13 protein-coding genes and 1 tRNA gene are annotated in these 11,989 nt (G+C 61.0%); 3 read left to right on the top strand and 11 right to left on the bottom strand.

Annotated features, from left to right (window positions below):
- The 4 genes from ACMLHZ_RS00370 to ACMLHZ_RS00355 all read right to left on the bottom strand — a co-directional run.
- On the bottom strand, positions 1 to 507 hold a 507-nt coding region (locus ACMLHZ_RS00370), incomplete at its 3' end, for an HdeD family acid-resistance protein (RefSeq protein WP_418665837.1).
- An 83-nt stretch (positions 508 to 590) separates the two neighbouring features.
- Entirely contained in the window at positions 591 to 920 is a 330-nt protein-coding gene (locus tag ACMLHZ_RS00365) for a rhodanese-like domain-containing protein (protein WP_418665836.1), read from the bottom strand.
- A gap of 71 nt (positions 921 to 991) precedes the next feature.
- Positions 992 to 1,786 carry a ZIP family metal transporter gene (locus ACMLHZ_RS00360; protein ID WP_418665835.1) on the bottom strand — a complete coding sequence of 265 codons (795 nt, stop codon included), beginning with the start codon at positions 1,784 to 1,786 and terminating at the stop codon, positions 992 to 994.
- A 29-nt stretch (positions 1,787 to 1,815) separates the two neighbouring features.
- Positions 1,816 to 3,210, bottom strand: a complete 1,395-nt coding sequence (locus ACMLHZ_RS00355) for a TrkH family potassium uptake protein (RefSeq protein WP_418665834.1) — start codon at positions 3,208 to 3,210, stop codon at positions 1,816 to 1,818.
- 272 nt (positions 3,211 to 3,482) lie between these two features.
- On the opposite strand from ACMLHZ_RS00355, the gene ACMLHZ_RS00350 reads away from it, so the two are divergent.
- Positions 3,483 to 3,559, top strand: a tRNA-Arg gene (locus ACMLHZ_RS00350).
- 65 nt (positions 3,560 to 3,624) lie between these two features.
- Here the strand turns inward: ACMLHZ_RS00350 and ACMLHZ_RS00345 are convergent.
- The 3 genes from ACMLHZ_RS00345 to ACMLHZ_RS00335 form a co-directional block, all read right to left on the bottom strand.
- On the bottom strand, positions 3,625 to 3,828 hold the full coding sequence (locus ACMLHZ_RS00345) for a hypothetical protein (protein WP_418665833.1): 204 nt from the start codon (positions 3,826 to 3,828) through the stop codon (positions 3,625 to 3,627).
- Between the two features lie 104 nt (positions 3,829 to 3,932).
- A complete protein-coding gene (locus ACMLHZ_RS00340; protein WP_418665832.1) occupies positions 3,933 to 4,298 on the bottom strand; it encodes a VOC family protein in 366 nt (121 codons plus the stop codon).
- Between the two features lie 388 nt (positions 4,299 to 4,686).
- Complete coding sequence (locus tag ACMLHZ_RS00335; protein ID WP_418665831.1) at positions 4,687 to 5,022, bottom strand: helix-turn-helix domain-containing protein; 336 nt, start codon at positions 5,020 to 5,022, stop codon at positions 4,687 to 4,689.
- Positions 5,023 to 5,316: 294 nt separating this feature from the next.
- Here ACMLHZ_RS00335 and ACMLHZ_RS00330 point away from each other — a divergent pair, with 294 nt between their 5' ends.
- Entirely contained in the window at positions 5,317 to 5,946 is a 630-nt protein-coding gene (locus tag ACMLHZ_RS00330; RefSeq protein WP_418665830.1) for a helix-turn-helix domain-containing protein, read from the top strand.
- Between the two features lie 152 nt (positions 5,947 to 6,098).
- Here ACMLHZ_RS00330 and ACMLHZ_RS00325 read toward each other — a convergent pair whose 3' ends face one another.
- The 4 genes from ACMLHZ_RS00325 to ACMLHZ_RS00310 all read right to left on the bottom strand — a co-directional run bounded on the left by ACMLHZ_RS00325 (position 6,099) and on the right by ACMLHZ_RS00310 (position 11,334).
- Positions 6,099 to 7,328, bottom strand: coding sequence for a GGDEF domain-containing protein (locus ACMLHZ_RS00325; protein ID WP_418665829.1), 1,230 nt, complete (start codon positions 7,326 to 7,328; stop codon positions 6,099 to 6,101).
- Positions 7,322 to 8,539, bottom strand: a complete 1,218-nt coding sequence (locus ACMLHZ_RS00320) for a GGDEF domain-containing protein (protein WP_418665828.1) — start codon at positions 8,537 to 8,539, stop codon at positions 7,322 to 7,324. The genes ACMLHZ_RS00325 and ACMLHZ_RS00320 overlap by 7 nt, the downstream gene beginning before the upstream one ends.
- 65 nt (positions 8,540 to 8,604) lie before the next feature.
- Entirely contained in the window at positions 8,605 to 9,264 is a 660-nt protein-coding gene (gene fsa, locus ACMLHZ_RS00315) for a fructose-6-phosphate aldolase (protein WP_418665827.1), read from the bottom strand.
- 147 nt (positions 9,265 to 9,411) lie between these two features.
- Positions 9,412 to 11,334 carry a DUF4910 domain-containing protein gene (locus ACMLHZ_RS00310; RefSeq protein WP_418665826.1) on the bottom strand — a complete coding sequence of 641 codons (1,923 nt, stop codon included), beginning with the start codon at positions 11,332 to 11,334 and terminating at the stop codon, positions 9,412 to 9,414.
- Positions 11,335 to 11,530: 196 nt separating this feature from the next.
- On the opposite strand from ACMLHZ_RS00310, the gene ACMLHZ_RS00305 reads away from it, so the two are divergent.
- On the top strand, positions 11,531 to 11,989 hold a 459-nt coding region (locus ACMLHZ_RS00305; RefSeq protein WP_418665825.1), incomplete at its 3' end, for an MATE family efflux transporter.

Raw genomic sequence — 11,989 nt, 5'->3', positions numbered from 1 at the left:
GTAGATCGCACTGATCAGGTTCAGCGCCCCCTCGATCAGCAGAATGATGCCGATGGCCATCACCAGCACCTGCACCGTGGCAAAGGGGTTCCAGATCATCAGCACCCCCAGCGCCGCCGAGAGCAGCGCCAGCAGCAAAAAGCTCCACCAGGCGGTAAAGCCCGCCCGCTTCAGGTCAAAGGCGGACTGCAGCCGCACCACCCCGTCAAACACGATGAACAGGCCGATCAGGATCGGCAGCACCGAGACCACGGTGTCCGGCTTGACGAGCAAAAACACGCCCAGGGCGCTGGCCGCCACCCCGAACAGCAGCGTAAAATAGCTGAAGAAAAACCGCTCCTCGGCCCGCACGTAGGCCCAGATGCTCAGCACACCCTTTATCAGGATCAGCGCGCCGAACAAATAGCACACCACCCGCAGCGACACTTCCGGCCACAGCAGCAGCGCCAGCCCCAACAGGATAAATGCCAGTGAGGAGGCAAAATAGCTCTTTTTCAAAAACTTCACGGTGTGAAATACCCTCCTTGGCCCCGAGGGGCTGCTTTTAAGGATAGTATACCACATTTTCTGCGTTTTCTGTGAAGTTCCTGTTACTTTTTGTCCTCTTCCGTGTGTACCAGCGAACCTTTATACCCCAGCACGCCTCCCATATTGACCGCCTGGTAGCCCAGCTGCCGCAGTTCGGCGCAGGCCTGGCGGCTGCGCGCCCCGCTCAGGCAATACACGAACAGCGGCGTTTGCCGCGGCAGGCTGATCGACGCCACCTGCCCCAGGGGCAGGTTCACGCTGCCGGGCACATGGCCCCGCGCGTACTCCTGCTCCTCCCGCACGTCCAGCACCACCGCACCCGGCGTCGCCGCCGCCTGTTCCAGCCCCCGGGCCAGGTCCGGCCTGCCCGCGGGCCTTGCGTTCACGTTCATAAAAAAGCCCCCTTCTCTGCACATAGTATATGCAGGGAACGGGGCAATTGGTCATGGCGGCAGCCAAAGCCTCAGCCCAGCGCCACATCCAGTATCATCATAACGAGAAAACCCAGCATTACGCTGACGGTACCCAGGTGGGAATGCTCTCCCAGGTGTGCCTCGGGGATCAGTTCCTCCACCACCACGTAGATCATGGCGCCCGCCGCGAACGCCAGCACCCAGGGCATGATCCCGGTCACGCTGCCGGCCACCAGCACGGTCAAAAGCCCGAAGATGGGCTCCACCACGCCGGACAGCGCGCCGCACACAAAGGCCCTGCCCTTGCTCACCCCCTGGCTGCGCATGGGCAGGCTCACCGCCGCGCCCTCCGGGAAATTTTGCAGCCCCATACCAATGGCCAGCGCAATGGCCCCGGGCAGCGCGGCAGCGCCGGTATCCTGTGCGGCCACCGAGAAGGCCAGCCCCACGGCCATGCCCTCGGGGATGTTGTGCAGCGTGATCGCCAGCACGATCATGGTGGTGCGCTTCAAATGGGCGGGCAGGCCCTCGGGCTCCTCGCTTCCGATGTGCAGGTGCGGCATAAGCCGGTCCAGCAGCATCAAAAACCCGCCGCCGATGGCAAAGCCGCCGCAGACCGGCAGCAGCGGGTTTTTGCCTTGTACCTCGGCCATTTCCATCGCGGGCAGCAGCAGCGACCAAACCGACGCCGCGATCATCACCCCCGCCGCAAAGCCCAAAAAGGCCTTTTGGGTGCCCTGGCCCATATCGTTTTTAAAAAAGAACACCATGGCCGCACCCAACACGGTGGCAAGGCAGGTAAACCCCGTGCCCAACAGGGCAAAATACAGTTCTCGCTGCAGCATCTTTTAACCTCCCATCCCCAAGGCAGGCGTCAGCCCACCGAGATCTTGCCCTCCGGCAGCACGTCGAAGCGGCCCTCTTTGCGGGGCGCGGCCAGGCTGATGGCCAGCGAAACCGGCCCCACACGGCCCACGAACATGGTGATCATGGTAATTGCCTTTGCCAGCGGCTCCATGTTGGCCGTTGCCCCCACCGACAGGCCCACCGTGGCGAACGCGCTCACCGACTCAAACAGGCTGTCCAGCGGGCCGCAGTTGGCGCCGGTGTTGAAGAACACGAACAGGGTGGCCAGAATCACCGCAAACAGGCTCAGCACCGCGATGGACAGCGCCCGGTACACAGTCTTCTTGTCGATCTTGCGGCGAAAGATCACCGCGTCCTCCCGGCCGGTGGCCACACTGGCCACGGTCACCAAAAGCACGCTGAAGGTGGTCACCTTGATGCCGCCGCCGGTGCCGCCGGGCGCCGCGCCGATGAACATCAGGATGCACATCATGCATTTTGTGATGGTGCTCATGCCCGCCAGATCCACCGTGTTAAAGCCCGCCGTGCGGGCGCTGACCGACTGGAACAGGCTGTTCACCAGCTTGTCGCCCGCGCCCATGCCCCCCAGGGTAACAGGGTTGTACCACTCCAAAAACGCAAAGCTCAGGGTGCCGCCCACGATCAGGATCCCGGTGCAGAACAGCACCACCTTGGTGTGCAGGGTCAGGTGCTTTGTGCGGTGCCACTGGCTCAGGTCGTGCCACACCAAAAAGCCCAGCCCGCCCGCGATGATCAGGAACATAATGACCCCCTGCACGTACCAGTTCGAGGCATAGTTCGTAAGGCTGGCATAGGCCCCCCCGCGCCCCAGCACGTCGAACCCGGCGTTGCAGAAAGCCGATATTGCAAGAAACACCGAGATGCAGATGCCCTGCGGCCCATATTCGGGCACAAACACGGGCGCCAGCAACACAGCGCCCACCCCCTCAAACAAAGCGGCCAGCTTCATCACCACAAACAGCAGCTTGCGGGCCTCTGCCACATCCGAGGTGTTGATGGACTCGCTCGCCAGCTTCATGGAATGAAAGCTGGCCCGCCGGCGCAGCGCCAGGGCAAAAAAGCTGGCCAGGGTAACAAGGCCCAGGCCGCCGATCTGGATCAGGCAGATGATGACCCCCTGCCCAAAGCCGGTAAAGCCCTGGTAGGTATCGCGCACCACAAGGCCGGTCACACAGGTGGCGCTGGTGGCGGTGAACAGCGCGTCCAGCACGCTTATCCCCTCCGGGGTCGAAAAGGGAAGAAGCAAAAGCAGCGTCCCCCCCAGGATCACGCCCAAAAAGCTGCCCACGATCAGCCGGGTGGGCGAATGGGGCTTGCCCCGTTTTTTCTGCGCCGCCCGCGCCATAAGCTGGTTCAGCTGTGAGGAATTGCCGCTCTCCAAAAAGGTCCCTCCAAAAAGCGCGCCGCGGCGCGCCGTGTATGTTGTTTACCACATTGTATTTGCGTGTTCTTATACTATACACTTTCGGCGCCGCGATTTCAACTTGATTTCGCGCACAGATGCAGGTATAATAAAAGGGTTCCCAGCGCGCGCCGTTTTTTGCGCGGCCCCATCCATCCGTCTTCGCAGCTCAGCGGGGCGGCGCGTCCGCCCGCTGAAAAAGGCCAAGGCGTTTTGACTTTCTGCCCACAGCGTTTTATAATTAAACACATGTTTCCGTAGCTCAGCTGGATAGAGCGACCGCCTCCTAAGCGGTAGGTCGGGTGTTCGAATCACCTCGGGAACGCCAGCAAAAGCGCCGCAAACCTTGGCTTGGCAAGGTTTGCGGCGCTTTTATTTGTGCGCGGCGCAGGTTCAGTATTCGCTGCAAAGCAGAAAATCCGCAAGGTGCATGATCTTTACGCCCCTGATGTTTTTGCAGGCAAGCTCATCCAGTGTCATCACATACCTTGGGTAGTTGTCCTTGATCTCCAGCAGGTTTGCAGCTTCACGGTCTGGCTGCCCGGGCAGCACCCTGCACACCTGAACGCAGGCGCGCTCGTCGCGCCGCACCGCCACAAAGTCAATTTCCTTTGCTTCATTAAAAACTTTATTTTTTATTGCCCAAATAGTAAAAAACAGCTCAAAAGGTAGTACGCCTTTTACCAATAAGGCGCACCGTACTAAATGCTCATTTGTTCACTGTTTGGAAAACATCTAAAGGTTATCAAATTATTATCAGGGTCTAAAAAACTCATATTCTTTGCACCCCAAGGTCTCAATGTCGGAGGGTCAACAATCTCTACCCCAAGTTTAACCAATCTTGTATATTCCGTATCAACATCATCAACTGTAAACGCTATGCAAATATTATGCGGATTCAATTTACGCTCAATTCCATCATTATAAACTGTTAATGTAGTATTCTCTGATATGATGAATTGATGAGTATCGTCATTGCTTTCATTATCAATACCAAAGAGCAATTTATAAAAATTAGCTAACCGAATAACATTGCTTGTTAGTAAACACACCTCTCCTATTTTCATGTATAACTCTCCTTTATCGTTATAATCTCTGGTTCGCCTTCTCCGTCTAAGGAGAATATTCTTGTTTCTTATACTCTAGATTTTAATATCAAATCTGTCAAGTTGCTTCATCTGTTTTTATATTGTACCCCTAGTCTTTATAAAATCAGGGCGGAAATCAGGCGGGATTTTGGTTGAAGCATGACCTGTAAACATTTTACGGCACAAGCTGGAAAGAGCCGTTAAACGCCCTGTTCATCAGCCTTTACAGCCTCGTTGTCTTTACATGAACCCGATCACACAAACTGAATCCGACACTATTTTTTATCAACATTTCTACAGTTTTCTTCCGTACAGCCGAGTATGCTCGGCTATAAATAGGGGTACTGGGTGAAGCGATCCACGCCGTTCAAAGCTTGTTCATGCTGATGAATTGCAGCAGCAATGCCTGCTGCTGTTGCGTAAGCACAGACCATTGTATGAGAAGTGCGCGCTGCTCTTGGGATAAAACCACCGGGTCGTCTCCCTCGGTGAAAAACTGCGCCATGGTGATACCGCAGGCCTTTGTAATGGCTTCCAATGTGGGAATGGAAGGAGCATTGCATCTGCGGAACAAATTTGCAACGGTGGTCTCGGAAAGTCCTGCCCGCTTGGCCAGCTCGTATCTCGACCAGCCACGCTCGGCCATTAGCCGGAGGATCCGCTCCGTGATATGCCCGCCGCGCTTTCTCGTTGACCGATCCATAAAGTTTTCTCTTCCGTCCATCGCTGTACCTAATCTTTCCGACACGGTTATAAAAATCCCCCTATGTTTATAGGATCAGTATGAAGGTTATCCTTCCTCTTATCAAGGGGATATAACCCCCACATTACAAACTGAGTTGCGCTTCCCCTTTCTCCCTGTACGCCGTATCCCTTTCCTTTCGGCCTTCACCGGCCAAAAAGCCGCGCCACAGCCCGGCTCCACAACAAATGGATAGGCAAACCCGCCCCGCTGCATTATACTGTAACTGAACAACATTGCAAAGGAGGCAGCGGCATGAATCCCCAGGACGTGGGCCTGCTGATCCGCCGGAAAAGGCAGGCGCTCAAAATGACCCAAAAGGAATTGGCCGGCCGGCTCAACGTAACAGACAAAGCCGTGTCGCAGTGGGAGCGGGGCGTCTGCTTCCCGGATATCTGCATGGTCGAGCCCCTCACAAAAGAGCTCGGCATTTCTCTGAGCGAGCTCTTTGCCAATGCGGCCGCGCCCGCCGCACAGAAGGAGGAAATGGATATGGTGATCTCAAACACACTCACCTTTGCCCAGGAAAATCTCAACTCCAAAATAAAGCGCTTCAAACTGATCGGGGGCGTCCTGTTTGCCCTTCCCCTTTTCGCCTTTTTGGCGGGGGCCGGCGTCACCGCGCTGCTGATCCGCGCCACGCCCCAGGCCGCCGTCACCCAAACGGCCGCCTTTGTGCTGCTGGCGCTCGGCATCTATCTGGTGCGGCTGGGGCTTCCCCTCCTTTTGGGCTATGCGCTTTTCCTCTTTAAGGGCTCCCGTTTCATGAACGCGGGAACCAGGCTCCGCGCAAAAAACGCCCTCTGTTTGATCGGGGCGGCGGCCCTCTGCGTGTGGCTGTATGAATCTTTAAGCATCATCCTGCCCAATCTGCTCTCCCGTTAGTGGGCGGCGGGGCCGCCTGTGCCAAAGCTTTTGCAAAATGAAACTGCGATGGCAAACTGCGCAAAAAACAGCTTTCCAAAAAGCAAAAAGCCTTTGGATCCGGCTTTTACAGCCAGGTTCAAAGGCTTTTTTGTGCCAATTTTTCTTGGGGGCTATTTTGCCGCAGCCCCGGGCCGGTCGCCCGCCTTCCGCCGCTTTTGCCGGTACATGCGCTCGTCCGCCGCGGCAAGCAGCGCCTCGGCGGCGTCCCCCGGCCCGCCGCACGTCACTCCATAGCTGATCGACATGGCAAACCCCGCCTCCCCGCTGCGGGCAAGCTCCGCCAGCCGCCGGTCCGCCCCCTCCAGCCGCGCCGCGGCGGCGGCTTCATCCGTCTGCGGCAGCAGCAGCAAAAATTCATCCCCGCCAAAGCGGGCCAGCACATCTTCCTCCGGGCGGCAAAAGCGCTCCAGCTCCCGGGCGGCCGCCACAAGATAGCGGTCCCCCTGCGCATGGCCGTGGCGGTCGTTGACCCCCTTCAGATCGTCCAGATCCACAAAGCACAGGGCGAACCGGGCGTTCTGCCCCAGCAGCCGGTCCAGCTGCTCCAGCGCGTATTGCCGGCTGTAGGTCCCTGTCAGCGCGTCCCGATAGGCCGCCGAGCGCAGCTTCCGCTCTTCCCGCTCACTTTGGGCCAGTGCGCGCTGGATGGCGCGGTTTTGCTCCCGGTAATCCGAAAGGCGGCACATTTCCAGGGAATATCGCAGGCCCAGATACGAGCCCACCAGCGAAAAGATCACAGACTTGATCCCCCACAGCTTTAAAAACACACTGTCGCTGCGGGACTGGTAAAGCAGCAGGTTCAAAAACAGGTAAAGGAACATCCCCGCCATCAGTTCCAGTTGAAACCTGAGGTGGGTGGGGTGCGCAATCAACGCCCGCAGCTTTTCCAGCGGGGCGGGCAGCGCCATCAGCTGCAGCACGGCGCCCCCCAGCACAAAGCCCAAAAAGACCGGCAGTCCCTTCAGGTTGCCGTAGGCCGAGACGTGGTTGTCAAAGGCGGCCAGCGGCTGGTCCGTGGCGATGGCCACCGCGCAGCGGCAGAAAATGTTGATCGTAAGGCCGCACTGCACCCCGGCGATCGATAAAAAAAGCGGCACGCGCCAGCCATTTTTGCAGTAGAGCAGCGATTCGGCAAACTGGAACGCAAAAAACAGCCCCCAGTTTACAAGCAGGGTCCATTCCTGCACGCTGCACACATAAAACAGGATATAGTTCAAAAAGAACACGCCCACCGCCGGAAGCTTCGCCATGCGCGGCCGCCCCAGCACGCGGGTAACGAGCGCGAAATAGCGCCAGTTGAAATAGAAGTAGGCTGCCGCCGTGATGAGATTGATCAGCATGGGCCGGCGCCCCCTTCCTTTCGCCTTTGTGCCTTGTCCCGGTACATCGCCCGGTCCGCCGCCTGCAAAAGGGCCTCGGCGTCGCACGCTTCGCCGGGGCAAAAGGCCGCCACGCCGTACGAAAAGCGAAAGGCCGCGCCCTCCTGCCCCGCTTCCAGCGCGCTGCGGATCGCCTGCATGCTGCGGGCCGCCCGCTGTGGGTCGCGCTCGCGCAGCAGCGCCACAAATTCGTCGCCCCCCACGCGGGCAAAAAGGTCGTCCGGCCCCAATCCGGCCGCCATCGCCCCTGCAAACCCGGCAAGGTACCGGTCGCCCCCCTCGTGGCCCTGGCTGTCGTTGATCCGCTTAAGGCCGTCCAGGTCCAAAAACGCCAGGCAGAAGGGCCGCCCCTCCCCAATCAGGGCGTCCATCCGCTCCATCACGTTGCGGCGCGAGAGCGCCCCGGTCAGCGCGTCCCGGTCCACGATGCGCTGCAGCGTGCCCGCGCTCTGCCGCGCGGCCCGCAGCCGGGTCGAAAGGCGCGCGTGCTCCCTCATCAGGTACTCGCCCCGGATCAGTGCGTGGATGTGCAACAGGAACCGGATGATGAAATACATCAGGATCGTGATGCTCCCGATCAGGAACAGGGGTGGATACAGGGGTTCCAGCTCGATCACGCACAAAAAGCTGTCGATCAAAAGGTACCCGGTGCAAAACCACAAAAAGGCCATGAAAGGGCGCGCTTCCTCGCTGCCGGCCTCGGCCGCAAGCGCCGCCGGCAGCTCCGCCCGCCGCAAAAACAAAAGCCCTTCGGCCACGTCCGCCGCCAGCACGGCGGCGGCGCTGCTGGTGCGCCAAAACCCGGTGGACAAAAGGGCGTGCATGGTCACGCCCCGGGCAAGGGCCGCCGCCCCGATCAGGGCCAGATGCAGCGCCATGGTGTTGACGTAGCTCAAATTCAAAAAAAAACAGTTTTTCCTGCGCACCGGTCCCCTGCCCAACAGGCGGATCGCCCGGAACAGGTAGGCCAGCACGTAAAAAAGCGGCAAAGGAAACCCCAGTGCCGACCACCCGACGGTCAGCACCGCCGCCGGCAGGGCGGTCACAAGCCAATTGATCCGGGCGGGCCGGTGCGCCGCGCCCATTGCGGCCACGGCGCGGCACTGCACGGCGCCGTACAGTGCCGCCAGGATCACCGGGGCCAGGAGATACCACGAAAAATATATCCGCAACTGCCCGCCGCCCCTTTCCTTCTTTTGGGAAACGCCGCCCTGTCTCCAAAGTATGCCGGCTGCGCTTATTCCCCGAAGACTTTCACGTAATCGGCGCGGAACTTTTCAATGCCGGCGTCGGTGAGCGGATGTTTTGTCATCTGCTCGATCACCTTGTAGGGCACGGTGGCGATATCCGCCCCCGCCAGCGCACAGTCGGTCACGTGGATGGGGCTGCGCACGCTGGCCGCGATGATCTGGGTGTGCAGGTCGGTGTAATTTGCAAACATGGCCGCGATGGTCTGCACCAACTCCACGCCGGGCTGGCTGATGTCGTCCAGCCGCCCCAAAAAAGGCGACACATACGCCGCGCCCGCACGGGCGGCCAGCAGGGCCTGGTTCGCCGAGAAGATGAGGGTGCAGTTGGTGGGGATGCCCTCGGCCGCCAGCGCCTTGATGGCCTTGAGCCCCTCCGCCGTCATGGGGATCTTCACCACCATGTGTGCCGGGTCCAGCGCGTGGATGGCCCGCCCCTCGGCGATCATTCCCGCGGCGTCGGCGGTGGTGGCCTTCACCTCGCCCGAGATGGGCCCGTCCACAATGGCGGCGATCGCCTTCAGGGTCTCGGCGTAATCCCGCCCTTCCTTTGCGATCAGGCTGGGGTTGGTGGTCACCCCGCTGATGACCCCCATGTCGTTTGCCTTGCGGATCTCTTCCAGATTGGCCGTGTCAATAAAAAAGCGCATGCTCAAACCCTCCTGTCTCCCGTTCATGGCCGCGATCCATGATGTTGTTATAGTAATGATTATAGCTGTAAAGCAGCATATTTACAACTCTTTTCGCCCCTTCCCCGCGGGGCGGCCGGCGCGCGTTTGCAAAAGCCGGCCAAGGGCTCACGCCTGCGCCCTCTCCAGCAGGCCGCAGGCGGCCAGCAGCCGGATGCGATCCCGCACAAGGGCGGCATTCTGGCCGCCCTGTTCGGCCAGCACCCAGGCGATCACCTCGTCCTCGGTGCGCATGCCGTCGATGTAATAGGCGCACAGGGTCTCCAGCATCTCCCGGTCCTCTTCGCCGGCATATTTTTCGCCATAAGCCCGCGCCAGGGCCAGCTGTTCCGGCCGTTCCAGCAGCAGATCCTCCAGCGATTCGATCGGGTCGGCAAAACGCCGCCGCCACACCGGGCCGCCGGGCGCCGGGCAAAACTCACAGGGCACGGCCGCGTCCATCCAGGCAAGCTGGGGCGCGGGGTCGGCGCCGGGGGCAAAGGCCGCCGCGCTGGCCGCGGCCCCTTTATAAAAGCTCTTCAGCGCCCCCAGGCGGCGGGCGGTCCCGGCCTCGTCGCGCCCCCGGGCGATCCCCTCGCGCCGGATGCGCTCGGCCTCGGCCATAAGGCGGGTGCGCTGGTGGTTCCACACCAGCTGCGCGTCCCGCGCCGAGAAGCTCGCCAGGGTGTACAGATACCCCGCCGCCACCAGGCACGAGTAGCGCAGCACGTCCATATCCAGCCGCTCCAGCGTGTCGCTGCTGGTGTGGTAAAAGGCGTCCGGCCACTGGCCCAGCATGGGGCAGGGCACCCCCACCGCCGGGTCGCTCAGGATAAAGTGATCGCTGCCCAGGCCAAAGGGCGCCTGTTTTGTGAGCACGTGGGCCAGCAGCAGGTCGTCGCGGCTGGCCACCGGCTCCTTCACCTCCTGCATCAGCAGGATGGCAAGGTCCCCCACAAACGAGGGGCAGGCCCAGGGCAGGCCGGTCAGGGTGATGGGGCCGGTGGTCCCCTCCTGCCTTGCGCCGATCATATCCAGGTTGATGCCGGCCAGATACTTTGCCCGGTCCCGGCCGTCGTTCAGGTAGTTGTAGGTGCCGGTAAATTCCGGCACCAGGATCAGCCGGATGGTTCTTTCCGGCGGGGGCAGCAGTCCCCGCTCCACCGCCGCCCGAATGGCGGCCAGCGCCTCCATGGCCCCCGCCGCGCCGGATGCGTTGTCGTTGGCGCTGGCGCAGGGGTGGCACAGGTGCGCCGCCGCCAGCACCGTCTCCTCGCTTTTCCCCGGCAGCACCGCCTCCACCACGTGGCTCGCGCCGTTCGCAAGGCGCGAATCCACATAGGCGTTCAGCCTGGGCCAGGGGTGCGCGGCCCGGCCCGCCTCATATTCCGTCCGGGCCTTTTGGCAGGCCGCGTGCAGCCTCTGGGCCAGGCGGGGGGGCACCACAAACCCGAACGCCTGTTTTTCCTCTGGGGTGTGTTTCCACCAGAACGAGGTGTAGTTCAGGGTGTCGAACAGTTCCTCGGGGCAGCGCACATAGGGCGTCTCGTTCAAATAATCGCTCACAAGCCCCAGCGCCCCCCGCTTTTGGATGGCCCAGCCGAACTTGTTGATGTGCTGGTGGGTGAACAGCACCTTGCCCTCCAGCTCCCATCCCTCATAGGCGGCCTCGGCGCAGCCCTCGGTCATCTCCACCAGCTCCAGGGGCCGGGCCCGCCAGTCGCAGGGGGCGCTTTTTTGGATCACCGAGACCGGCTCCACCTCATAGTCCGCCAGGTCCATCTCTTCCGGCCAGGTCAGGCGGCACCAGGCCGCCCGGCAGTCCCACTGCTGAAACAGCCGGTAGCTGCCCGCAAAGCCCCCGGCCCGGGCCGGGTATTCCAGCACCCGGGCCTCCACGCCGCGCGCGTTCAGCGCGGCGGCGCACCAGTCGGCGGCGGCCTTGAAGCCGCCGCTGGCCTGCACCCGGTGGAACGAGCTCACCCCCTTTGCCAGGGTATAAAGGCTTTTCCTGTGCACCTGGCTTTTCAGCGCCCGAACGGTATCCTGCATGGCGTTCACGCCTCCTTGTCGTTTTTTTGGTCCCGCTTCTTTGGGATAAATTATACCACGGTTTCGCGCCTTCGTCATTTTTCTTCCGCCGCGCGGTGCAAAAAACTTTCAGGTTGCCCAAACGCGCTTGCCCTGGTAAAATAGGTGCGGTACAAAGTTTTGCGGTCGCGGCGTAAAAGCCGGAAAGGGGTGGGCTGTGAACGGGGATCTTACGCGGGGCCCGGTTTTAAAAACCATGCTGTGCTTTGCCGCCCCCATGGTCGCGGGCAACCTTTTGCAGCAGTGCTACAACGTCGCCGACACGCTGATCGTGGGCCGCTTTTTGGGGCCGGACGCGCTGGCGGCGGTGGGCTCGGCCTTCACCCTCATGACCTTTCTGACCTCGATCCTTCTGGGCCTGTGCATGGGCAGCGGGGCCGTGTTTTCCATCCGCTTCGGCCAGCGCGACGAGGCGGGCCTGCAGGATGGCGTGTGCGCGGCCTTTGTGCTCATCGCGTCTCTGGCCGCCGCGCTGTCCCTGGCGGCGTTCTGCGGCATCGATTGGGTCATCGGCTTTCTGCGGGTGCCCAGCGGGGTGCGCGGCCTCCTGCGGGAATACCTGCTCGTCATCTTCGGCGGCATCAAGATCATCTCGAAGGTGTGCGAGAAGCTCGTG

This window comes from Allofournierella sp. (assembly GCF_048388525.1).
GTDB lineage: Bacteria > Bacillota > Clostridia > Oscillospirales > Ruminococcaceae > BQOK01.
The sequence above is the reverse complement of the archived record's forward strand: the minus strand, read 5'-3'. Positions and strand labels throughout refer to the sequence as shown.

Bases quoted from the DNA above. Each gene is read 5' to 3' on its own strand.
- ACMLHZ_RS00365 (WP_418665836.1), bottom strand. From the start codon at position 920: ATGAACGTGAACGCAAGGCCCGCGGGCAGGCCGGACCTGGCCCGGGGG.
- ACMLHZ_RS00360 (WP_418665835.1), bottom strand. From the start codon at position 1,786: ATGCTGCAGCGAGAACTGTATTTTGCCCTGTTGGGCACGGGGTTTACC.
- ACMLHZ_RS00340 (WP_418665832.1), bottom strand. From the start codon at position 4,298: ATGAAAATAGGAGAGGTGTGTTTACTAACAAGCAATGTTATTCGGTTA.
- ACMLHZ_RS00335 (WP_418665831.1), bottom strand. From the start codon at position 5,022: ATGGATCGGTCAACGAGAAAGCGCGGCGGGCATATCACGGAGCGGATC.
- ACMLHZ_RS00330 (WP_418665830.1), top strand. From the start codon at position 5,317: ATGAATCCCCAGGACGTGGGCCTGCTGATCCGCCGGAAAAGGCAGGCG.
- ACMLHZ_RS00325 (WP_418665829.1), bottom strand. From the start codon at position 7,328: ATGCTGATCAATCTCATCACGGCGGCAGCCTACTTCTATTTCAACTGG.
- fsa (WP_418665827.1), bottom strand. From the start codon at position 9,264: ATGCGCTTTTTTATTGACACGGCCAATCTGGAAGAGATCCGCAAGGCA.
- ACMLHZ_RS00310 (WP_418665826.1), bottom strand. From the start codon at position 11,334: ATGCAGGATACCGTTCGGGCGCTGAAAAGCCAGGTGCACAGGAAAAGC.